The organism is Pseudomonas izuensis (assembly GCF_002356535.2).
Taxonomy (GTDB): domain Bacteria; phylum Pseudomonadota; class Gammaproteobacteria; order Pseudomonadales; family Pseudomonadaceae; genus Aquipseudomonas; species Aquipseudomonas izuensis.
In genome coordinates this window covers 2,816,780-2,837,223 of the sequence record NZ_AP017423.2, presented here as the reverse complement: position 1 = coordinate 2,837,223, position 20,444 = coordinate 2,816,780, and the positions used below count along the sequence as shown (strand labels likewise).

Here is a 20,444-nt window from a genome sequence, read left to right as displayed (position 1 = left end):
GCCGCCTGACACATTGCTATCGCGGGCAAGCCCGCTCCCACAGGGTCAGCGAATACCTTGTGGGAGCGGGCTTGCCCGCGATGCTCTTAATTATTTCTCACCCGCTCGATGTACCGGACCACCGCCGGCGATTTCTCAAACCGCCGATGAACCAGCGCCAGCCACGACGACGCAGCGCAATCCTCGATCTGCCGGTACACCACATTCGGCAAACTCACATGGCCGACCACTGACTCCGGCACTACCGCCACGCCCTGCCCCAGTGACACCAGGGCAATCACCGCCACCAATCCCCCGGGTTGCGCCCCCAGTTTCGGCACGAAATCGCCCTGACTGGCGACTTGCAAGGTGCCGACGACTTGTTCGGGAAGAATGAAATTCTCGTTCTGCAAATGCGCCGAGTTGATGACTGGCAAGCGGTTCAGCCATGAGTCCACCGGCAACGCCAACACAAAGCCTTCGTCGATCAGGCGCACAGCCTCGACCCCTTCCGGCAAGGCCAGCGGGCAGCGGATGTAACCCAGATCGAAGCGCCCTTCGAGGATCATGTTGGGCAGGCTGGCCATGGGGCTTTCCCGCACATTGAGGCTGACATCCGGGTATTGGCCGGCAAAACCCTGCACCTGTTTTTGCAACAGCCCCGAATACACAGCCGAGGCCACGTACCCCAATTCGATATGGCCGATGTCGCCGCGGCCGGCGCGTTGGGCGTTGCGCTGGGCCGACTCGAACTGCCGAACCGTGGCCTCGGCCTCGATCAGCAATGCCGCGCCGGCTTCGGTCAGACTGACATCCCGCACCTGGCGCAGAAACAGACGCGTACCCAGCTCCGCTTCCATGTCCTGGATCTGCCGGGTCAAGGTCGGCGGCGCTATACCCAATTGCTCGGCGGCACGGGTGAAATTGCGCTGCCGGGCAACGGCAAGGAAGTAGCGGAAGTGGCGAATGTCCATCGGCGCGTTAGCTCAAAGGTAATGAAGTGATGATAGCGGCCTAACAAAGGCAGGATCAGCCAGCGGTAAGCTGGGCGCAACCTCACAGTAGAGAAGCCCTGCCATGCCCGTCAAACCCAATGTGAGCCCCCGTCTGACCTTGCTCACCGCCTCTGGCGTGTGCTCGCTGATCGTGCTCGACACCAACATCGTCGCCGTTACCTTGCCCAGCATCGCCCGGGATCTTGGGGCGAATTTCGCCGACATCGAATGGGTCGTCAGTGCCTACATGCTGGCCTTCGCCGCCTTGCTGCTGCCCGCCGGAAGTCTGGCGGACCGCTTTGGCCGGCAGAAAACCCTGATGTGGGGCCTGGGCATCTTCATCCTCGCCTCGCTGGGTTGCGGTGCGGCACCGAACGCCCTGTTTCTCGACATCGCCCGGGCGATCAAGGGCATTGGCGCCGCATTGCTGTTGACCTCGGCGCTGGCCTCCATCGGCCACACCTTCCACGATGAATTGGAACGGGCCAAGGCCTGGGCGTTCTGGGGCGGTTGCATGGGCGTGGCCATGACGGCGGCGCCGACTCTGGGCGGACTGATCACCGAATACGTGGGCTGGCGCTGGATTTTCTACCTCAACCTGCCGGTCGGCCTGTTCCTGATGATCATGGTGTGGCGTGCAGTGCCGGAGTCCCGCGATGCCCAGGCGGCGCGCCTCGACCCTTGGGGCAGCCTCGCCTTCAGCGCCAGCCTGTTGTGCCTGATCTGGGGTTTGATCGAAGCCAACCGGATCGGCTGGAACACCCCCGCCACCTACGCCCGCCTGGTGGGCGGTGCCCTGCTGCTGGGTTTGTTCGTGGTGATCGAGCGACTGCAACAGCGACCGATGATCGACCTGCAACTGTTCAGGCATCCGCGTTTTATCGGCGCCCTGCTCGGCATGTTCTCCTACGCCGCGTGCGCCCAGGTGATGATGACCCTGCTGCCGTTCTACTTGCAGAACGGCCTGGGCTTTACCGCCATTTGTGCCGGGTTGGGCATGTTGCCCTTTGCCGTGACCATGCTGATCTTCCCACGCATCGGCGTGCGGCTGGCAGGACGCGTAAGCCCCGCGAACATGATGGCTATCGGGCTGACGCTGGTAGGCGGCGGCAACCTGCTCAGTGCCTGGGCGGTCAACAGCGGCGGTTACCTGCCCTTCGCCCTGGCGATTGCCGTGACCGGTGCCGGCGCCGGATTGCTCAATGGCGATACGCAGAAAAACATCATGGCCTGCGTGCCCCGGGAGCGTACCGGCATGGCTTCGGGGATGAGCACCACCATGCGCTTCAGTGCGGTAATGCTGGCGATCGGGGTGTATGGCGCCTTGCTGTCGGGTCACAGCGAACAGCTGCTGCACGACCATCTGTCAGCACAGGGCGGACAGTGGCTCGAACACACACAAGGCGTCGCCTCGCGGGTGGTGGCCGGTGACATGCCGGCAGCGATGAGCCTATTGCCGCCAGCCGCACGGCCGGTAGTCGAACCACTGGCGCGCCAGGCGTTCGTCGGGGGCTTCAGCCTGTTGCTGTGGGTCGCGGGGCTGGCGGGATTACTCGCTGCGCTGGTAGTCGGTACGCTGATGCGCAATCCGATCCCGACGCCTCAGACAGCCTTGGTGCTTGAGTGACGTGCAGTTGCATGGCTTCGACCTGCTCGATCCAATTGACTGCTTGACATTAAAGCTGACTTTAAGCTTAGCCTCTCCCCATCACTGATGAGGAGTCAACCATGTCGCCCTTCCAAACATTGAATCTGCCCAACGGCCAGATTCTCGGCAATCGCATCGCCAAAGCTGCGATGGAAGAAAACCTGGCCGACAGCGACCAGGCGCCCGACCGCGCATTGTTGCGCCTGTATCAAGCCTGGGCCGAGGGCGAAACCGGGCTGCTGTTGACCGGCAACGTAATGATCGACCGTCGTGCCATGACCGGTCCTGGTGGCGTGGTATTGGAAGACGAACGCCACCTGGACCGCTTCCGCCAATGGGCCAGCATTGGCCGGGCCGGTGGCGCGCACTTCTGGGTGCAACTCAATCATCCGGGTCGCCAGACCATGGCCAACCTTGGCCAGCAAGCCTTGGCGCCTTCTGCGGTGGCGCTGGATCTGGGCCAGTTCTCGAAGATGTTTGCCGAGCCCAAACCCATGAGCGAAGCCGACATCGAGGACGTGATCCGACGTTTCGCCAACAGCGCGGCACTGGCTGAAAAGGCCGGTTTCACCGGTGTGCAGATTCATGCCGCGCACGGCTACCTGCTCAGCCAGTTCCTCTCGCCGCTGACGAACCATCGCACCGACCGCTGGGGCGGCTCGCTGGAGAATCGCGCGCGTTTGCTGCTGGCGGTGGTCGACGCAGTACGCAATGCCGTATCGCCGCAGTTTTGCGTAGCGGTGAAACTCAACTCGGCGGACTTCCAGCGCGGCGGCTTCGATGCCGACGACGCCCGACAAGTGATCCAGTGGCTCAACGAGCAACAGATTGACCTGCTGGAGCTGTCCGGGGGCAGCTACGAAGCACCGGCCATGCAAGGTGAGGCGCGCGATGGGCGGACCCTGGCCCGGGAAGCGTACTTTCTGGAAATGGCCGGCGATTTGGCCAGCGTGGCGCGCATGCCGGTGATGGTGACAGGCGGGATTCGCCGCTTGGCGATTGTCGAACAGGTACTCGACAGTGGCATCGCCATGGCCGGGATCGGCACCGCGCTGGCCATTGAACCGCAGTTGGTCAAACACTGGCGCCAAGGCCGGAACAGCCATCCGCAACTACCGCCGATCCGCTGGAAGCGCAAACCGCTGGCAGCACTGGCGAGCATGGCCGTGGTGAAGTTCCAGCTCCATCGCTTGAGTCGCGGGCACAAGACCCGACCCCAGGTGTCGGCGTTGTGGGCGTTGATTCTGGACCAGTTGTATATCGCGCGGCGGACCCGGCAGTATCGGCAAGCAATCATGAGTTTTCACTACGATTGGAATTCTTTTCATTAACAATGGAATCAGTCAGCCATCTAATGCGAACGTTAATGGCCTGGATACGCGCCGTGTGTGAAGGGGTTGAAGTCGAGATGTCGGGCCAGCGCAAGAAGACTATCTGCGGTGCGGCATTGAACAGCCGCACTGCGAGGTGCACCTCCAGCTTAGCGACCCTCTTGGCTCCACCGTTGATGCTCAAGTTTGGGGGGCGTTTGCGCGGCAGTCCGTTACAACTCACCAGCGCTGACTACAACATTATCAATAAGCCGCGTCTTCCCTAGACGCGCCGCGACGAGAACAACCAGATTGCCGGACGTTTCCGACGTAAGGCTTAAATCGTGCGCGTTCCTTATTTCCAGATATTCCAACTGGAACCCAGAGGAGGTTATGCGCTTACATTGCTCATCTAGCAGTTGTTCAACGTCCAGACTTCCGCGCTGTAAAGACAGGGCAACGTCCTTGAGGCACTGATAAAGGATCGGAGCAGCGGCGCGCTCTTGGTCATTGAGGTAGCCATTGCGGGACGAGAGTGCCAAGCCATCAGGGGCCCGGACGGTCGGCGCACCCAAGATTTCGATCGGAATGTTCAGATTTCTAACCATCGACCGTATAACGGCCAACTGCTGATAATCCTTCTCCCCAAACACTGCTATATCAGGCTGAACAACGTTGAACAACTTATTGACGATCGTCGCCATTCCATTGAAATGTCCAGGTCGAGCCGCACCACAAAGCCCATCTGATACTCTCGGAACACTAACAATCGGTTGAGCCTCAAACCCCTCGGGATACATCTCAGCCACAACGGGTAAAAACAGCAAATCACAGCCAGCGCCATTCAACTTGGCCTGGTCTGCTTCTGGTGTCCGAGGATATTTTTCCAAATCCTCCGTAGGCCCGAACTGAAGGGGGTTTACAAAAATAGTCGCCACTACGAAATCAGCATGTTGCCTGGCGACGTCAATTAACGCTATGTGACCTTCATGCAAATTGCCCATCGTAGCGACGAGCGCAACTTTCTTGTTTTCTTTCCGTGCATGCCCCACCAGCGTGCGAAGCGCGAGAACCGTTTCCACAATAACCATCAGCTACTCCCCTTTCGTATTTCGACCACAAGCTTGCCCACCGCCTTGCGAAGGCGAAGCGCTTCGAGCGCATCGCCTGCGCGAGACAATGCATAGCGCTGTGAAATCAATGGACGCAACTTGCCTTCGGCATGCCACGCAAACAGCTGCCGGTAGTTGGCCTGGTTTTCTTGCGGCTGGCGCTGGGTGAAAGCCCCCCAAAACACGCCCAGGACCGCCACACCTTTGAGCAGGGTAAGGTTGACCGGCAATTGTGGAATGCGCCCGCTGGCAAAACCAATCACCAACAAACGACCATTCCAGGCAATAGCTCGTATCGCCTGATCGAACAAATCGCCCCCCACCGGATCGAAGATCACATCGGCACCACGGCCTTCGGTCAGCGCATTGACCTGCTCTTTGAGGCTGCCTTTTCCGTAACAGATCAGCTCGTGGGCGCCTGCCGTCCGGGCAACTTCAAGTTTCTGCTTACTGCTGGCGGCCGCAATGACATGTGCGCCCATCGCCCTGCCGATCTCCACGGCAGCAAGGCCCACACCGCCAGAAGCACCCAGCACCAACAAAGTTTCACCCTTTTGCAGCCTGGCACGCTGACACAGAGCATGCATAGACGTGCCATAGGCCACACCGAAGCCTGCTGCGCCGGCAAAATCCATGCTGGTCGGCATCGGCATTACATGGTTTGCCTGTACCACGACCTGCTCGGCGAAACTGCCCCAGCCGGTCAATGCCATGACTTTATCACCCGGTTGCAAATGACTGACGCCCGCCCCCACCGCGGCCACTACACCCGCTGCCTCACCTCCTGGAGCAAACGGAAATGGCGGCTTGATCTGGTACTTGCCTTCGATCAGCAAGGTATCGGGAAAGTTAACGCCGGCCATGTGCACATCGATAAGGACTTCGTCGCTCCCGGGCACAGGGCTCGGGATATGTTCCAGAACCAGGCTATCGGTGGTACCGAATGCTTTACACAGCAGCGCTTTCATAAGTATTCCATGTCAACAATGGGTACCAACCAGGCAATAACTGTCATACCATCAGTTATACCCACCTCCGACACTGGACGCAATCATGACCGAAGAAGTCATCTATCAGGACCTGCAGGGCGGTATTGCGCTAATCACCCTCAATCGGCCGAATAAGCGCAATGCTATCAACGTCAGCGTTTCACGTACCCTCGCCCGCTTGGTCGAAAAAACTGAAGCCAACCCTGACATCCGCGTTGTGGTCTTGACAGGCTCCGGGCCTTTGGCGTTTTGCGCAGGTGCCGACCTCGGCGACATCGCATCCGGTATCGGCGAACAGATCGCCGACAACCAATCCGGCATGTGTGGCCTAATTCATGCCGAGCGACGCAAACCTTGGATTGCCGCCGTTCGCGGTGCCGCACTCGGAGGTGGTACTGAGCTGGCGCTGGCCTGTGACATGATCATTGCGGGCAATAACGCCAGCTTCACCTTGCCCGAGGTCAAACGTGGATTGATCGCCGGCGCAGGCGGCATCTATCGACTAATACGCCGCATTCCACCGGCAATCGCAATGGAGTTGCTGTTGACCGGCAATCGACTTGAGGCGGAACGCGCAAAGGCACTCGGCCTGGTTAATCAGACAGTGGACGATGAACAGGTGCTTGAGAGAGCCCTTGAATTGGCCCGGCATATTGCTGGCAATGCTCCGCTGGCCGTCCAGGAAACGCTGCAAATAGCCCGCCAAGCGCTGGCATTGGGCGAAGCTCAATTGCGCCTCGATGTCGAAGCTGCGGGCAAAAGGCTACAGACATCAGAGGACGTCCAAATCGGCGTGCGTGCGTTTCAAGAGAAACGCACGCCCCAATGGAAGGGCCGATAAACCGTCTTCGAAACTCCGGCGCTATGGCTCCAACAGTATTCGCCGTAGGACCTGGCGCTGTGCCGGACCGATGCCCAACCCCTCCGTCAAATAGTTCTCCATAGAACCGTACTTCTGATCGATGGTTGTAAAGGCGGATTGTAAAAATACCGGCTGAACCTGCAATAACGTTGTCAGCGCCTCACGATTGGCCTGACCACCGCTACGCTCGACCATCGCATCGACTTGCTGTTTGACGCTGTCATGGGTGAGGCGGTTGGTAGTCATGTAGTCCTGAAAAATAGCCGCACGCGGCACCCCAATGGCTGTTAGTACCAAGGCTGCAGCAACTCCAGTACGGTCCTTGCCAGCAGTACAGTGGAACACCTGTGGGTACGCCTGGTCTGACAGTAACCCTTGCATGAACTGACGCAGTTGCGGCGTGTAACTGACAATGAAGTCGCGATATGCCAACTGCAGAAGGTCACTCATGGCGCCAGCCGTGTTATCCGCAGCGAGGATATGCTGCTGAAGATTTTTTACCGCCGCTGCTTCCACCGTAATCGGCATCGGGATGAACTCAATTCCGTCCGGCAATCGATCCGGTGCCTTCTGGCGCTCTACCTCGCCCCGAAAGTCCACAACCCGGCGCACGCCCAACCCCGTCAACCTGACTTGATCGCTTGAGCTCAGACGCGACAGTTCATCCGCGCGGTATAGCAAACCCATGCGAACACGCCGGCCATCTTCGGTCACATAACCACCCAGGTCTCGAAAATTTGTGGCGCCCTGCATGCTGACGATAGAGGGCGGCGAAGCGTGCTGCGTTGCGTCCGCATGAGCAATGCCTGCCCCTCCAAGGGCAAAAGCCATCAATGTAATTGGCATTACGTTCAAACTCAGGCTCCTTCTTTAATTATTCTTGTTGCTGCTGCCGAGCACACTAACGGCTTCCTGCCAACGCAAGGCAGCAATAGTGCCACCGTCTATGCGCAGGTCGACGCCAGTGATGTAGGACGCGGCAGGCCCCGTTAGCCACTCCACGGCATTCGCTATATCGTCCGGGGTGCCAATTCGATGCAGGGGGTTTTGCTGAACCAGGCGCGCGACCTCAGGCTGTTCGCGTATTTCCTGGCGGCCTTGGGCTGTCGAAATGACGCCTGGACTAATCGAGACCAGTCGCACGCCTCTTTTGGCCCAGCGCAACGACTGCGCTTCGACACGTATCTGATTACCGCGTTTGGCAACGAGATAGGCGCGATTAGCGTCGCCGCTTTGATCCCAGGCCATTGCTGTGGTGGTCAGCCCATCAACCGATTCAACGGCCAGTTGCAACTCGACTTCGGTAGGCACTTGAACGAATTGGGCGCCCATACTGGCTATGACGATCCCGACCGCGCCAGGTACCATGCAGGGCAACATGGCCTCCAGAAGCCGCGCCGTACCTTCTAGGTTCACCTGATAAATTCGACTAGAAGATGCCATCGTCGGCGATACAGCAGCGGTATGGAGCAGATAGCGCAGCGGCGCCTGCTTTTGCTCAATGTTGGTGAGCAGCCGCTGTATCGATTGTGGTTCTCCCAGATCCAAGCACAGGCAATCCACAGCGAAGCCATCTTCCTGCAGAAGCCTCCTTGCCTGGTCCAGCCGGGTCTGATCATGATCCACCAGCAATAGTTGTCGACCATTACCCAGCCTTCGTGCACAGGCCAAGCCCATGGCGCCCAACCCTGTCACAATTACTAATTCTTTCAACATGTCGCTCGCTCCCCCGCCACTACGTTTATCGGCCAGCACATCAGATTGAGCGCAGCTCCAATACATCGATGTTTGCTTCGCGCGGCAAAGTGAGCGCACTAACCAGGGCACTGGCGGCGGTTGCGGGCGATACGCCAGCGCCGGCATTGCCTAGATGGCCTGAAACGCTTGCGGCGGCGATGAACTGCTCCAAGCGGCCCTCTGGCCAACTGTTGAGGTTGGCGTTTTCTCCGGTCATGAACCCCGTACGAAATACACAGACTCGAATATTGTCCGCACGCAGCTCGTTGCGTAACCCTTGGGAAAGGCCTTCGAGAGCACTCTTGGATGCGGCGTACCCACACAACCATGGAAATGGACTGCGTACTGACTCAGACGAGACGTTGACGATGTCACCTGCCCCGCGTTCGCGCATGCGTGGTATTACCTCACGAATGCAGTAAGCCGGACCCAAGACATTCGCGGCGAACGTGCCCTGCAGCTCGTCATCGGTCGCCTCCTCTATTCTGTAGGCCCGGTACATCGCAGCATTGTTGACCAAAATGTCTACTCCGCCGAACGCTGCGTCGATTTCCTTGAATGCACGCCGCACCTCTTGCGGGTCGCTAACATCCGCTACTACTGGCAAAAGATTGGCGCCGAGCTCACTAACCGCCCGGTCAAGCGTCTTTTGTGTGCGACCGACAATAGCGACGCGAGCGCCATGGCCGATCAGTTTTTCAGCCACCTGCCGCCCTAATCCAACACCACCACCGGTCACTACTGCGACCTTCCCTTCAAGAATCAACGACCCCATAGCATCAGCCCCTTCGATTTAATCACTTTTTGGTTTAGGAGGACGATTCAGCGTACATCCCACTCGATATCGAGACGCGGCATAGCCAAGACCATGCCTGGCTCAACCCGCAGGTTCTGCTCGGGCTTCAAGCGGAAATCCGGGATGCGCTTGAGCCACTCTTCGAGGAATACCCGCACCTCTATTCGAGCCAACATCGAACCAATGCATCGGTGTGCACCACTGCCGAAGGTGCCGTGAAAGACCACCTGTCGGTCGAAATCGACTGCCAGCGGCTGGTCGAACAGACGGTCATCGACGCTATGAGCCGAGGTCTGCATCAGCACCAAATCGCCCTCCCGGAACTGGATACCCTTGTACTCATGATCGCGGGTAGCCACACGCACCAGAGTCGAAATAGGGAAGCGCCGCATCAGCTCCTCAGCCGCTGCGGGAATGCGCTCAGGATGGTCAATCAGAACCTGACGTTCTTGAGGATGCGTGGCAAGGAAGCGAGTGATAAAGCTGAGCATCGCGGCCACCGTATCCAGGCCGCCCAGTAGCAGCAGGAAAAACATGCCCACCAGGTCGGCATCTTCCAATGGCTTGCCATCCACTTGCGCGCGGGCCAGCACTGACAGCAGGTCTTCACCCGGATTGGCACGACGCTCGTTGAGCTTGCCAAATGCGTACTCCATCAGCTGATTGCCCGCGTCCATGTTGTCGACCTTAGTCGGGCGAATCATTTCATCGACCAGTCCTAGTAGATGCTCACGGTCTTTTTCGGGCAGCCCGACCATTCCCATGAAAATAACGATCGGCAAACGCCGAGCGAACTCTGAAACGAATTCGCATTCCCCGCGCGCCAGAAAGTCCTCGATCAGGACAATAGTCATGGCACGTGCCTTCTCACCTAGTGGTACCACGGCCTTTGGGGAAAACGCAGGCGCCAACAGGTTGCGATAACGGGTGTGATCCGGTGGGTCGAGCTGAATCGGTTTGCTGACGATGGGCAGGATACGCTCGCGCGGTACAACATTAATCCGCGAGGAGTACAACTCAGGTGTCTTGAGGAAATAGTCGAAATCCTCTCCGCGCATTACCACCCAATGGCCACCGTTACTGACCGTCCAAAAGATGTCTGGTGCGCCATGATCCTGCAGTTTCCTAAACCAGCTCTGGTAGTCATCTTCGCCCTCGATGGGCTCATAGATATCGAAATGAAACACCTGCTCGGGTGCGACGTGCCCCGGAATGCCATGTGGGTTGGCTGTTGTTGCTGTCATCGTGTCCACCTATTTTTTATTGTTTCGGGAGGTCCAGCCCAGATTGATTAGCCGACGACAAACTGACTGCATGAAATTTATTACAAAAAACCGCGAACATTTAGGAAACTCAAGAACAGCTTGGAAAATGCCACACCGTCCTTGGCGCTCCGACAAATTCACAGTTATATTACTAACCAGTAACGTATAAAAACAACAGAAAGGCCTTTCAAAAAAAAATCAAAACTGACTAATGGTCAATAAATGCTGCTCCACCAGCGAGACCAATAACAAGAGACCGACGGATATGAAGAAATGGCAATGCTTCTTCTGTGGCTTTTGCTACGACGAGAGCCTTGGTTTGCCTGAGGAAGGCATCGTGCCCGGCACATTGTGGGAAGACATCCCTCTGGAATGGGCATGCCCTGATTGCGGGGCAACCAAGCAAGATTTCGCAATGATCGAAGCTAACTGAGGGCCCCCCATGCCAGGCATATCCTTCATCGAACACAACGGCAAAGCCCATCAAGTGGAAGTAGAAGTGGGTAACACGCTGATGCAGGCGGCGCAGTTCAGCCAGGTTCCGGGCATTCTCGGCGACTGCGGTGGCAACTGCTCCTGTGCTACCTGCCACTGTTATATCGATGCGCCATGGGCCGAGAAAATCCCGCAGCCTAGCAGTGATGAACTGCTATTGATCGATGGTGCCTTGGACGTTCAACGCCAGAGCCGACTGGCCTGCCAAGTAGTCGTGACGATGGCGTTGGACGGCCTGGTGGTAAGGCTGCCTCCGTCGCAAATGTGAACTGCAACTGCCAGCCCCCCAAAAAAACAACAAGAAGGCAACCTTCTGAGACAGCAAAATGAATGAACAATACGACTACATCATCGTCGGCGCAGGTTCAGCAGGCTGTGTAATGGCCAATCGCCTTTCAGCCATGAGCTCTGTATCCGTTTTGCTGATAGAAAGCGGCCCGGACGACAAAAATCCGCTGATATCCATGCCTCGCGGTATAGGAAAATTGCTAGTCCCTGGTAACCCGCATGTTTGGGATTACAAGGTATCGCGTGGCCCGGAGGAGACCGAAGATATCTGGCTCAAAGGCCGAGCCATTGGTGGCTCCAGTTCGATCAACGGCATGGTCTATGTGCGCGGTGCGCCCGAAGATTATGACGCGTGGGAAGCAGCCGGTTGTACTGGTTGGGGCTGGAGCAACATGGGCCGGCATTTCGTCGAACTCGAAGACCATGTGCTGGGGACAGCGACAGGGCGCGGTGCCGGCGGCCCCTTGAAGGTTTCAGTCCACCCTTCGGGCGACCCACTTTGCGAAGCCGTGCTCGCAGCGGGCGTGCAAATGGGCACGCCACGGGTGGTTGATATCAACCTGGCCAACACTACCGGGCTTGGTGGTCTGGGCTATCAAACCCAGAACATCTGGCACGGCCAGCGCTACAGCGCCGCCAAAGCTTTTCTTGATCCGGTGCGCAATCGCCCAAACCTGAACATCCTGACGCATACCGACGTACTCCAAATCAACTTCCAGGACAAACGCGCAAGCAGCCTGACCGTGCGTGACAGCAGCGGCGTACGAAAGATAAGCGTTGGCAAGGAAGTCATCGTCTGCGGCGGCGCCATTCAATCACCCAAGCTGCTGCAGCTGTCCGGCGTTGGGCCTACCGACCTTCTGAAGTCGCACGGCATTGCCGTAGTCAAGGATGCCCCTCAGGTGGGCCGCAACTTGCGTGAGCACTTCTTCCTGGCCATGCAGTACCGCGTAAAAAGCCACAGCCTGAATAATCGCTTCTTCGGACTGGGCCTACTGCGCTCATTGTGGCAGTACTACACCGGTAAGAAAGGACCGCTGACCCATAGTGCGCATGAAATCGGAGGCTTCGTCAAAACTCGACCCGAACTCGACCGTCCCGATGCACAAATCGGTATCAGCCTGTACTCCCTCACTTACGGAGAAGCTGAGGTTGTACCCGAAAAGCAACCAGGCCTGACCTTGGGTGGGTACTTCATGCGCCCGCAAAGTCAGGGCGAAGTGTCGATCCGCTCTGCTGATCCCGATGCCCCGCCCTACATATGCGCTAATTACCTATCTGCGGTAACGGATCGAACGGCCGCCATTTCCATGTACCGCTGGATCCGGAAGCTTGCCTCGCAACCGGCTTTGGCACCCTTCATTGTCGGCGCCACGACACCAAGCATGGACGCCCAAAGCGATGAAGAAATCCTTGAGGCATTCAAACAGTGGGGAGGCACCGCCTATCACGTGTCTGGCACCTGCCGCATGGGCAGCGATGCCGAATCGGTCTTGGACCCAAGCCTGAGGGTTCGCGGGGTATCTGGGCTCAGGGTGGTGGACACATCGATCATGCCCGCATTGATCTCAGGCAATACCAACGCCCCTGCCATGGCTATTGCTTTGCGCGCCGCGGAAATCATCACCGCGGAGCTGGCCAATCCGCACACCACAACATCGGCGCTCCATACCGGGGTCGCTAGTTGAATACAGCTGCCTTCCATTGCAAAAAAATAAAAAGGATGACCGCAATGCCGACGCCCTACACCGACATTAAAAACTTTTACATCGACGGCCAATGGGTTTCCCCCTCCGAGGGCTACGAAACCATTTGCAATCCAGCGACCGAAGAAATCATTGGCCAGGCCCCGCTGGGTGGCAAGCCGGAAGTCGATCTTGCCATTGCTGCTGCCCGCAACGCTTTCGATAACGGACCCTGGCCAATCATGCAGATGGCCGAGCGCATCGAAGTCATCAAGCGTTTTCGAGCATCGATTATCAGCCGTCAGGACCTGATCAAGCAGCTACTGATCGAAGAAGTCGGTGCCGTGCACATGCTGATGAACAGTGCACAGTTCAACGGCGCTATCGAAGCCATCGATTATGCGATCGCGCTAGCGCTAAAGATCGAGCCGGAACCAATAGCGATAGAGTCGAAACCCAATCCCTTCGACCCTTCGGCACCCGACCTGCTGGGGGCCGGCGTCACCCTGTTCGAGCCCTACGGTGTGGTGGTCGGTATTACGCCGTACAACTACCCATTTTTGCTCAACATCGTCAAAGCCGTGCCGGCGCTGCTGACAGGCAATACGGTAGTGATCAAACCCTCGCAATTCACACCTTTCTCCGGCTTGCTGCTGGCTGAAATCATCATCGAAGCGCAACTGCCCAATGGTGTGTTGAGTGTTGTTACTGGTGGCCCGGAAGTCGGGGCGATGCTTACCGAGGATCCGCGGGTCGATCTGATCAGCTTCACCGGTTCCGATGCCGTCGGCTCGGCCATTTTGCGTCAGTCGGCCAGCACCCTGAAGAAGGTCCACCTCGAACTGGGCGGTAAATCGGCAATGATCGTCAGACATGACGCCGATGTGGTCAAAGCCGCGAGTCTGGCGGCCTTCAGTATTTCGCTACACGCCGGCCAGGGTTGCGCCCTGCTCACCCGCTTTCTAGTACACAACTCCATTCGACCCGCATTCGCCGAAACCGTAAAAGCAATTCTCGACCAGTTGAAGATCGGCGACCCACAGGACCCCAGCGTGATCGTCGGCCCGCTGATCCGGGAAAGTGCCCGCGCCAAGACTGAATACTATGTACAACTGGGCATAGACAGCGGCGCAAACCTAATCGCCGGCGGCAAGCGCCCAGCACATCTCGAAAAAGGCTATTTCTATGAGCCGACCGTTTTCGATAACGTGGACAGCACATCTCGACTGGCGCAAGAGGAAGTCTTCGGGCCAATCGGCGTGATCATCGGTTTCGACACTGATGAACAAGCGATACACATAGCTAACGACTCCAAATTTGGTCTCAGTGGTGCCGTGATGTCAGCTGATCGCTCTGCTGCGTTTCGCATTGCGCAAAAACTAAGAACAGGTGGCGTTGCCATCAACGGTGGTACAGGAGACCTCTACGTCAAGGCACCATTCGGAGGTTACAAATCTTCGGGGATTGGACGGGAGTTCGGCCCACACTGGCTCAAGGAATACCTGCTGGAAAAAGCTATTACCTATCCGATCGGATAGTTGCCTGAGCTCGCATGCTCCCCGCACCACGCTTAAGGCGTCGATGCGGGGCATTCACTTAGTTCGTTAGCGAATGGCGCCTGCATCGCGCAAAGCGCTCAATTGAGCTTCGGTCAAACCAATTTCGCGCAGAACTTCGTCGGTATGCTCGCCAAAACCAGGGCCAGCCATGAGCCTTCCGATCGGTTGCTCATCGAATTGCGCCGGCGATACCCCTACCAGGTACTGGCTTTGTGCATCAATGTCCACCGCACTAATGAAACCATTTTCCAAGGCTTGGGGATCGGCCAGTACTTCAACGGGATTTTGGATCGGGGCCCAGACACCTTCCAGCGATTTGAAGCGTTCGCACCAGTCGGCATAATTACGGGTGGCAAATACTTCGTTGAGTTCGCTCACAAGTGCGCGAGAGTTGGCATGCCGTGAAGCCGCATCCTTGAAACGCGGGTCGCTGAGCAGCGCCGGCCGTTCGATATGAGCGACAAAATCAGGCCACCACTTCTCCATCAACAGGCAGATAGTCAACCAGCGGCCATCGCGAGTGCGGTAGTTGTTGGCCAAGGCGAATGAACTGTCCTCCTGTCTTTCGATCGGTATCGTCGGTACGCCAATGCTGGTGGCCAGCAGCGACTGTGACATCAAATACGTACCAACCATGTACAGCGCGTTGTCGACCACTGCGCCCTTGCCGGTGCGCTCGCGGCGAAACAAGGCTGCGGCAATGGCCCCCGCCAGGGTGACGCCCCCGGTCAGGTCGCCGATGGAACCGGGTTGTTTGGGTGGAGGTTCATCCGGTAGTGTCTGATTGAACGCCGCACCGGCCCGGCACCAAGCCGTGGGGTAGTCGAACCCGCCATCGTTGGCCATGGCACCGTGCAAACCGTAGCCAGTACCGCGTGCGTAGATCAAACGCGGATTGCGCTTGAGCAAGTCCTGCGGCTCGATACCCAGCTTTGCCCGCGCATCGGCACGCAAGTTAGTGAGGAACACGTCGGCACCCTCGATCAATCGGTACAACTGCTCTCGACCCGCCTCCTGGGTCAGGTCCAGGGCGATGCCGCGTTTACCGCGGTTGCCCGTTTCAAAGAATGGATTGACCCGCCCGTCCGCGCCCGGCAGGCGCATATGCCGCGAAGCGTCTCCACCTTGCGCGCGCTCAACCTTGATGACATCCGCGCCCCAATCCGCCAGCACCATCGCTGCGGCTGGCACATAGGTGTGTTCCGCAACTTCGATTACACGTACACCGTTCATGACATCGTACATAGCCTCTCCCGTTGGTCACTGGCACTCATGATCACGTATGCCCCCCGCGCAGTGCGAAGACGCGGTGGCTGCTTACTGCGGACGCGGTGCGTAGCCCGCAAGAAAAAAACGCACGATTTCTCTCAAGTGAGGTTCCACCTGTTCCTGCGCAAGCTGCACGCCCATTAGTCGTTCATGGGTGCGGCCCGCAAGGGTCAAAAAGATAATCGCGGCGTCGAGTGTGTTCGGTATTTGCACCACACCTTTCGCGTTGAGTTGGTCGAGCCAGCCTGTCAGCTGCGCCATGAAACCGTTCATCACTTCTTCACGAAAATGGATGATCAGCTGAGGAAATCTGACGCTCTCATGCGCACCTAACCGAGACATGGCCATGACACGCGGGGTACCGAGTTTGTCGTAGAACAGCTGGGCCAACTCGTAGAGCAATTGTGCGACTGGTCGATCAACCCGCAAAAAACTTAAATCGAGTTCGAAATCCCTGGAGATGTGCTCGAGCACAGCCTCAAACAACAATTCCTTGCTGGGGAAACGCCTATACAGTGCCGGCTTTGTTGTCTGCCCGGCCTCAGCGATGCGGCCGAGATTGGCATCGGTGTAGCCGAACTCCAGAAACTCGTTGGCGGCTGCCTGGAGCAGCGCCTCGTCCAATTCACGACGAGGCCGCCCCTTGGGTTTTACTGACATGAAAGTCCTTCCACCATTTTGCTGTTCACCTCACCCGATCAGTACCGGGCAGGTCGTTGTGCGGCGCAAGGAAACTTAACATATCAGTCGTCTGTATCAGGACAGGCCTACCACTGGAATAACGGCGCCATTGAGCGCACTGGCAGCATCACTGGCCAGGAAATGGAAAACTGCTGCCAACTGCTGCGGCGAGACCCAAAGGCTCGGATCTACATCTGGCATCGCGGCACGGTTCGCAGCGCTGTCGATGATGCTCGGGGCGACGGCGTTGACGTTAATGCCATGGCCACGCAGCTCCTGGGCCATGGATTCGGTGATCCGCGCCACGCTGCTCTTGGCGGCGCAATAGGCGCCCATCGAACCCTTGCCCGTGATGGCGGAAGCGGCCGATACGTTGATGATTTTGCCTGTGCCGGCTGCCAGCATCCCCGGCACGCTAGCGCGACAGGTGTTGAGCACGGTCGCGACGTTCAGGTCCATCATTTGCTGCCAGACAGTGCCGTCAGCATCATGCACGTCGCTCCCCATGGCAAAGCCACCGGCAATGTTGCACAGCACGCCCGCCGGCCCTTTCGCCTGGAATACCTTGCCCAGGGCGGTCTGAGTCGCTGCGGTGTCGGTCAGGTCCACGACCACAAAATGCTTGTCGCCAGAGACACCCTCATAAACCGATTGCAGCGCTTGCTCACTGCAATCGACCAACACAACCGGGCGGCCCTGCGCCAGAAAGGTTTGCGCGACAACACGGCCCAGTGCACCCGCAGCCCCGGTGACCACTACTAATGCGTCCGACATTTAGACTCTCCTCTTTTCTTGTTAATAACTGACCATGTATCAGCTTATACAATAGAAAAAGCGTGTTCGGCAACATCCTTAGGCCACAGATCGACGACGAACAAACATCTTGTAGGCGGCCTATTGCATCTTTGTTTGAGATGCTCTAAAAATAACAACATGTTAGTTTTAAGCGATGAATGACTAGCGGTGGTAGCACTGTGCGAGCTCAAGCATGATGTTCACTTCCCCCCGTCAACGCTGGAGATTCTTATGAGCACTGCCTACAAACGCGTCTTGCCACAGCTGGATGATCTCAACCGGTTTTTCTGGACCAGTGGTGCCGACGGCCGATTGCGCTTTCTGCGCTGCAACGATTGCGATCACTGGTTGCACCCACCGGGAATCATCTGCCCGCAGTGCCTGAGCCGAAACCTCGAGCCGCAGGCGGTTTCGGGTCTGGGCACTATCGAGGCACTGACGATCAATCATCAGCCGTGGTCGCCTGACCAGCCTGTGCCTTATGCCGTCGCCATCGTTTCACTCGACGACCACAAAAGCCTGCAACTGACCACCAACATCGTCGGTTGTGCGCCCGAGTCGGCCTTCATCGGTCAGCGGGTACGTGTGGTCTTCGAAGCGATCGAGGATGTTCACTTACCTCTGTTCACGCCTGTCTGAGAGAGCCCGCATGCAAGAAGAACACGCCGAAAGTCTCGCTTCGATCCGCGAACAGGCCAGGCGCCTGCTAAAGGATCAAGCCACCCCGGAACACTTGAAGTCGCTCCTGGATACACCCGCCAGTTTCGATCGACACTTGTGGGGCCATGCCGTCGACCAGGGTTGGCCGAGTGTCGCGGTGTCCGAGCAATCGGGTGGTTTGGGACTGGGCTGGAGCGGCCTTGGCGTGCTTTGCGAAGAAACCGGGCGCCTGAGCGCGTCATTGCCGCTGATTGGCAACGCCGTGGCCGCCCATGCCCTGCAATGTGCCAAAGGCAGCTGGAGCAGCTTGATCGAAGCACTGGCCAACGGTGGCAAGATCGCCTGCCTGGCCTTGGCCGACCCGGAAGACAGCGGCTTGGCGACAAGCCCTTCACTGTTGGCAAACAACGGCGTATTGCAGGGTGAAAAGGCCTTGGCTGCCTTTGCCAGCGTTGCCGACATTGCACTGGTGCAGGCGCAAGGCGAACAGGGCAGCGGGCTCTATCTGGTCGATCTTGCACACCCTGGTGTCACCCGCCGTACATTCAATACCATCGACAACGCCCGTGCCGCGGCAGTCCTGCAGTTCAAGCAAGTCCCGGCCACACGACTGGGCGGTGTCGACTTGATTCTGGATATCGCCAGCCTGGCGGCCCTCGCCTGCGCCAGCGAGCAGATCGGCGGCGCCCAGGCGAGCCTGGATCTGGCCTGTGATTATGCCCGCGAGCGTCGTGCCTTTGGTCAACAGATCGGTAGCTTCCAGGGGATCAAGCACAAGCTCGCCGAAGCTTACTGCTTGCTGGAAATCGCCAAGGGTTGCACCAATGACGCACTCAATGCCTGGGAAAACAGCCTGGTAGAGAGTCGTCAATTGAGCGCAGCAGCGCGTATCGCAGCAACCAAAGCCTACGACTACATCGCTCAGGAAGGACTGCATACCCACGGCGGCATGGGTATGACATGGGAAGCCATGCCTCATCACCACTACCGTCGCTCACGCACGCTCGCCCTGGAACTGGGCAGCATCCACTACTGGCGTGAATGTCTGCTGAACGAAATCGGGCTGGAAACGGCGAATCATGGATAACGGCGGACCCATCATGAGCAATACACTCGAACGCTATCGCGAACGCGCCAGATCCTGGCTGGCAGAGCACGCCCCTCTTTACGCTGGACAAGCACGTCGAGGGCTGAGCTTCAAAGAGGACTTGGACCTGGCCCGCGCCTGGCAAGCCCTCAAGGCCGAGCACGGCTATGCCTGCATCACCCTGCCAACGGAGGTTGGTGGTGCCGGTGGCAGCGAGCTGGAAAAAGTCGTCTTCAGTGAAGAAGAGATGCGTTATGACCTGCCACTGGTCTACTTCAGCATCAGCCTGAACAACCCCCTGCCGATTTTCTTGCGCTACGCCCCGTCCTATTGGACCGAGCGTTTGGCCAGGCCCACTGTCCGTGGCGAGTTGATCTGGTGCCAGCTGTTTTCAGAGCCTTCGGCTGGCTCCGACCTGGCGTCACTGCGTTTGAAGGCTGTTGCAGTGGACGGCGGCTGGCGCCTGAGCGGGCAAAAAGTCTGGACCAGCTGGGCACAAATCGCCGATTGGGGTGTGATCGTCGCCCGTACCGATCCGAGCCTGCCCAAGCACGCCGGGCTGACGTACTTCTTTGTCGATATGAAATCCCCGGGTGTGAGTGTTGTGCCGATCCGCCGTCTGGGCGAGGAAAGCGACCTCAACGAAGTGTTCTTCGATGATGTTTTCGTCCCCGATGACCAGCGCCTTGGCGAGATAAACGGTGGTTTCAAGGTCGCCGTCGAAACGCTGATGATCGAACGCTACTCGGTCACCGATGAATCAGGCTACGCCCCCAGCCTGGAGAAATTCATCGCATTGGCCGAGCAGTCGAAAATCAATGGCAAGCGTGCGCTTGATGACGCTGAAATCCGCGCCAGCATCGCCGATGTATTCGTCCAGCGCCAAGGCCTGCGCGCCATCCATCGCCAAGCCTTGGAGGCATTTGCCAAAGGCCAGGCTCCAGGCCCTGAAGGCGCCATGCGCAAATTGTTATTGGGGCGCACCCGCCAGTCTTTGAGTCGGATGGCGATGAACATCCAGGGCCCGAACAGCCTGATCCTGAACGAGGATTCTCAGGCGAAGACCGACTTCACCAGCGCTTGGCTCGACCCCAGTTTGCGTATTGCCGGCGGTACCGACGAGTTACTGCTCAACACCTTGGCCGAGCGTGTGCTTGGCCTGCCGCAGGATTCACGGCCAGACAAGGGCCAGCCTTTTAACGCCAACAAATAAACGCCCCGGACGGCCCTGG

Annotated in this window: 20 protein-coding genes; 10 read left to right on the top strand and 10 right to left on the bottom strand. The window is 58.1% G+C overall.

Features of this window, described 5'->3' with window-relative positions:
- Window positions 1–86: 86 nt before the first annotated feature.
- Window positions 87–953 carry a LysR family transcriptional regulator gene (locus tag LAB08_RS12735; RefSeq protein WP_096511869.1) on the bottom strand — a complete coding sequence of 289 codons (867 nt, stop codon included), beginning with the start codon at window positions 951–953 and terminating at the stop codon, window positions 87–89.
- 103 nt (window positions 954–1,056) lie between these two features.
- On the opposite strand from LAB08_RS12735, the gene LAB08_RS12730 reads away from it, so the two are divergent.
- Window positions 1,057–2,601, top strand: a complete 1,545-nt coding sequence (locus tag LAB08_RS12730; protein WP_096511870.1) for an MFS transporter — start codon at window positions 1,057–1,059, stop codon at window positions 2,599–2,601.
- Between the two features lie 101 nt (window positions 2,602–2,702).
- The gene (locus LAB08_RS12725; protein WP_096511871.1) at window positions 2,703–3,953 is read left to right on the top strand and encodes an NADH:flavin oxidoreductase/NADH oxidase family protein; all 1,251 of its coding nucleotides are present in this window, start codon (window positions 2,703–2,705) and stop codon (window positions 3,951–3,953) included.
- Window positions 3,954–4,165: 212 nt separating this feature from the next.
- Here LAB08_RS12725 and panC read toward each other — a convergent pair whose 3' ends face one another.
- The gene (gene panC / locus LAB08_RS12720; protein WP_096511872.1) at window positions 4,166–5,023 is read right to left on the bottom strand and encodes a pantoate--beta-alanine ligase; all 858 of its coding nucleotides are present in this window, start codon (window positions 5,021–5,023) and stop codon (window positions 4,166–4,168) included.
- The gene (locus LAB08_RS12715; RefSeq protein ID WP_096511873.1) at window positions 5,023–6,012 is read right to left on the bottom strand and encodes an NADPH:quinone oxidoreductase family protein; all 990 of its coding nucleotides are present in this window, start codon (window positions 6,010–6,012) and stop codon (window positions 5,023–5,025) included. The genes panC and LAB08_RS12715 overlap by 1 nt, the downstream gene beginning before the upstream one ends.
- Window positions 6,013–6,097: 85 nt before the next feature.
- Between LAB08_RS12715 and LAB08_RS12710 the strand changes: the two genes are divergently transcribed.
- The gene (locus LAB08_RS12710) at window positions 6,098–6,874 is read left to right on the top strand and encodes an enoyl-CoA hydratase-related protein (RefSeq protein WP_096511874.1); all 777 of its coding nucleotides are present in this window, start codon (window positions 6,098–6,100) and stop codon (window positions 6,872–6,874) included.
- A 21-nt stretch (window positions 6,875–6,895) separates the two neighbouring features.
- Here the strand turns inward: LAB08_RS12710 and LAB08_RS12705 are convergent, their stop codons facing one another.
- Genes LAB08_RS12705 through LAB08_RS12690 form a run of 4 tightly spaced genes read right to left on the bottom strand, consistent with a single transcriptional unit; the run spans window position 6,896 to window position 10,672 of the window.
- Window positions 6,896–7,741, bottom strand: a complete 846-nt coding sequence (locus LAB08_RS12705) for a tyrosine-protein phosphatase (protein ID WP_096511875.1) — start codon at window positions 7,739–7,741, stop codon at window positions 6,896–6,898.
- A 24-nt stretch (window positions 7,742–7,765) separates the two neighbouring features.
- Entirely contained in the window at window positions 7,766–8,611 is an 846-nt protein-coding gene (locus LAB08_RS12700) for an SDR family oxidoreductase (protein ID WP_172901607.1), read from the bottom strand.
- A gap of 40 nt (window positions 8,612–8,651) precedes the next feature.
- Window positions 8,652–9,407, bottom strand: coding sequence for an SDR family oxidoreductase (locus tag LAB08_RS12695; RefSeq protein WP_096511877.1), 756 nt, complete (start codon window positions 9,405–9,407; stop codon window positions 8,652–8,654).
- Between the two features lie 47 nt (window positions 9,408–9,454).
- A complete protein-coding gene (locus LAB08_RS12690) occupies window positions 9,455–10,672 on the bottom strand; it encodes a cytochrome P450 (RefSeq protein WP_096511878.1) in 1,218 nt (405 codons plus the stop codon).
- A gap of 286 nt (window positions 10,673–10,958) precedes the next feature.
- Here LAB08_RS12690 and LAB08_RS12685 point away from each other — a divergent pair, with 286 nt between their 5' ends.
- Genes LAB08_RS12685 through LAB08_RS12670 form a run of 4 tightly spaced genes read left to right on the top strand, consistent with a single transcriptional unit; the run spans window position 10,959 to window position 14,699 of the window.
- Window positions 10,959–11,126: a rubredoxin gene (locus tag LAB08_RS12685; RefSeq protein WP_096511879.1), complete on the top strand. Its 168-nt coding sequence runs from the start codon at window positions 10,959–10,961 to the stop codon at window positions 11,124–11,126.
- Between the two features lie 9 nt (window positions 11,127–11,135).
- The gene (locus tag LAB08_RS12680; RefSeq protein WP_096511880.1) at window positions 11,136–11,456 is read left to right on the top strand and encodes a 2Fe-2S iron-sulfur cluster-binding protein; all 321 of its coding nucleotides are present in this window, start codon (window positions 11,136–11,138) and stop codon (window positions 11,454–11,456) included.
- Between the two features lie 58 nt (window positions 11,457–11,514).
- Window positions 11,515–13,164, top strand: coding sequence for a GMC family oxidoreductase (locus tag LAB08_RS12675; protein WP_096511881.1), 1,650 nt, complete (start codon window positions 11,515–11,517; stop codon window positions 13,162–13,164).
- Window positions 13,165–13,208: 44 nt separating this feature from the next.
- Complete coding sequence (locus tag LAB08_RS12670) at window positions 13,209–14,699, top strand: aldehyde dehydrogenase family protein (RefSeq protein ID WP_096511882.1); 1,491 nt, start codon at window positions 13,209–13,211, stop codon at window positions 14,697–14,699.
- Window positions 14,700–14,765: 66 nt separating this feature from the next.
- On the opposite strand, the gene LAB08_RS12665 is transcribed toward LAB08_RS12670, so the two are convergent.
- The 3 genes from LAB08_RS12665 to LAB08_RS12655 all read right to left on the bottom strand — a co-directional run bounded on the left by LAB08_RS12665 (window position 14,766) and on the right by LAB08_RS12655 (window position 17,444).
- Entirely contained in the window at window positions 14,766–15,965 is a 1,200-nt protein-coding gene (locus tag LAB08_RS12665; RefSeq protein WP_096511883.1) for a CaiB/BaiF CoA transferase family protein, read from the bottom strand.
- 72 nt (window positions 15,966–16,037) lie between these two features.
- Window positions 16,038–16,649: a TetR/AcrR family transcriptional regulator gene (locus LAB08_RS12660; protein WP_096511884.1), complete on the bottom strand. Its 612-nt coding sequence runs from the start codon at window positions 16,647–16,649 to the stop codon at window positions 16,038–16,040.
- A 96-nt stretch (window positions 16,650–16,745) separates the two neighbouring features.
- Complete coding sequence (locus LAB08_RS12655) at window positions 16,746–17,444, bottom strand: SDR family oxidoreductase (RefSeq protein WP_096511885.1); 699 nt, start codon at window positions 17,442–17,444, stop codon at window positions 16,746–16,748.
- A 252-nt stretch (window positions 17,445–17,696) separates the two neighbouring features.
- On the opposite strand from LAB08_RS12655, the gene LAB08_RS12650 reads away from it, so the two are divergent.
- The 3 genes from LAB08_RS12650 to LAB08_RS12640 are packed head-to-tail and all read left to right on the top strand — an operon-like array spanning window position 17,697 to window position 20,425.
- Window positions 17,697–18,104, top strand: coding sequence for a Zn-ribbon domain-containing OB-fold protein (locus tag LAB08_RS12650; RefSeq protein WP_096511886.1), 408 nt, complete (start codon window positions 17,697–17,699; stop codon window positions 18,102–18,104).
- A gap of 10 nt (window positions 18,105–18,114) precedes the next feature.
- The gene (locus LAB08_RS12645) at window positions 18,115–19,212 is read left to right on the top strand and encodes an acyl-CoA dehydrogenase family protein (RefSeq protein WP_172901608.1); all 1,098 of its coding nucleotides are present in this window, start codon (window positions 18,115–18,117) and stop codon (window positions 19,210–19,212) included.
- A gap of 13 nt (window positions 19,213–19,225) precedes the next feature.
- Window positions 19,226–20,425, top strand: a complete 1,200-nt coding sequence (locus LAB08_RS12640) for an acyl-CoA dehydrogenase family protein (RefSeq protein WP_254007528.1) — start codon at window positions 19,226–19,228, stop codon at window positions 20,423–20,425.
- The last annotated feature ends 19 nt before the right edge of the window (window positions 20,426–20,444 follow it).

Bases quoted from the DNA above. Each gene is read 5' to 3' on its own strand.
- LAB08_RS12735 (WP_096511869.1), bottom strand. From the start codon at position 953: ATGGACATTCGCCACTTCCGCTACTTCCTTGCCGTTGCCCGGCAGCGC.
- LAB08_RS12730 (WP_096511870.1), top strand. From the start codon at position 1,057: ATGCCCGTCAAACCCAATGTGAGCCCCCGTCTGACCTTGCTCACCGCC.
- LAB08_RS12725 (WP_096511871.1), top strand. From the start codon at position 2,703: ATGTCGCCCTTCCAAACATTGAATCTGCCCAACGGCCAGATTCTCGGC.
- panC (WP_096511872.1), bottom strand. From the start codon at position 5,023: ATGGTTATTGTGGAAACGGTTCTCGCGCTTCGCACGCTGGTGGGGCAT.
- LAB08_RS12715 (WP_096511873.1), bottom strand. From the start codon at position 6,012: ATGAAAGCGCTGCTGTGTAAAGCATTCGGTACCACCGATAGCCTGGTT.
- LAB08_RS12710 (WP_096511874.1), top strand. From the start codon at position 6,098: ATGACCGAAGAAGTCATCTATCAGGACCTGCAGGGCGGTATTGCGCTA.
- LAB08_RS12705 (WP_096511875.1), bottom strand. From the start codon at position 7,741: ATGCCAATTACATTGATGGCTTTTGCCCTTGGAGGGGCAGGCATTGCT.
- LAB08_RS12700 (WP_172901607.1), bottom strand. From the start codon at position 8,611: ATGTTGAAAGAATTAGTAATTGTGACAGGGTTGGGCGCCATGGGCTTG.
- LAB08_RS12695 (WP_096511877.1), bottom strand. From the start codon at position 9,407: ATGGGGTCGTTGATTCTTGAAGGGAAGGTCGCAGTAGTGACCGGTGGT.
- LAB08_RS12690 (WP_096511878.1), bottom strand. From the start codon at position 10,672: ATGACAGCAACAACAGCCAACCCACATGGCATTCCGGGGCACGTCGCA.
- LAB08_RS12685 (WP_096511879.1), top strand. From the start codon at position 10,959: ATGAAGAAATGGCAATGCTTCTTCTGTGGCTTTTGCTACGACGAGAGC.
- LAB08_RS12680 (WP_096511880.1), top strand. From the start codon at position 11,136: ATGCCAGGCATATCCTTCATCGAACACAACGGCAAAGCCCATCAAGTG.
- LAB08_RS12675 (WP_096511881.1), top strand. From the start codon at position 11,515: ATGAATGAACAATACGACTACATCATCGTCGGCGCAGGTTCAGCAGGC.
- LAB08_RS12670 (WP_096511882.1), top strand. From the start codon at position 13,209: ATGCCGACGCCCTACACCGACATTAAAAACTTTTACATCGACGGCCAA.
- LAB08_RS12665 (WP_096511883.1), bottom strand. From the start codon at position 15,965: ATGTACGATGTCATGAACGGTGTACGTGTAATCGAAGTTGCGGAACAC.
- LAB08_RS12660 (WP_096511884.1), bottom strand. From the start codon at position 16,649: ATGTCAGTAAAACCCAAGGGGCGGCCTCGTCGTGAATTGGACGAGGCG.
- LAB08_RS12655 (WP_096511885.1), bottom strand. From the start codon at position 17,444: ATGTCGGACGCATTAGTAGTGGTCACCGGGGCTGCGGGTGCACTGGGC.
- LAB08_RS12650 (WP_096511886.1), top strand. From the start codon at position 17,697: ATGAGCACTGCCTACAAACGCGTCTTGCCACAGCTGGATGATCTCAAC.
- LAB08_RS12645 (WP_172901608.1), top strand. From the start codon at position 18,115: ATGCAAGAAGAACACGCCGAAAGTCTCGCTTCGATCCGCGAACAGGCC.
- LAB08_RS12640 (WP_254007528.1), top strand. From the start codon at position 19,226: ATGAGCAATACACTCGAACGCTATCGCGAACGCGCCAGATCCTGGCTG.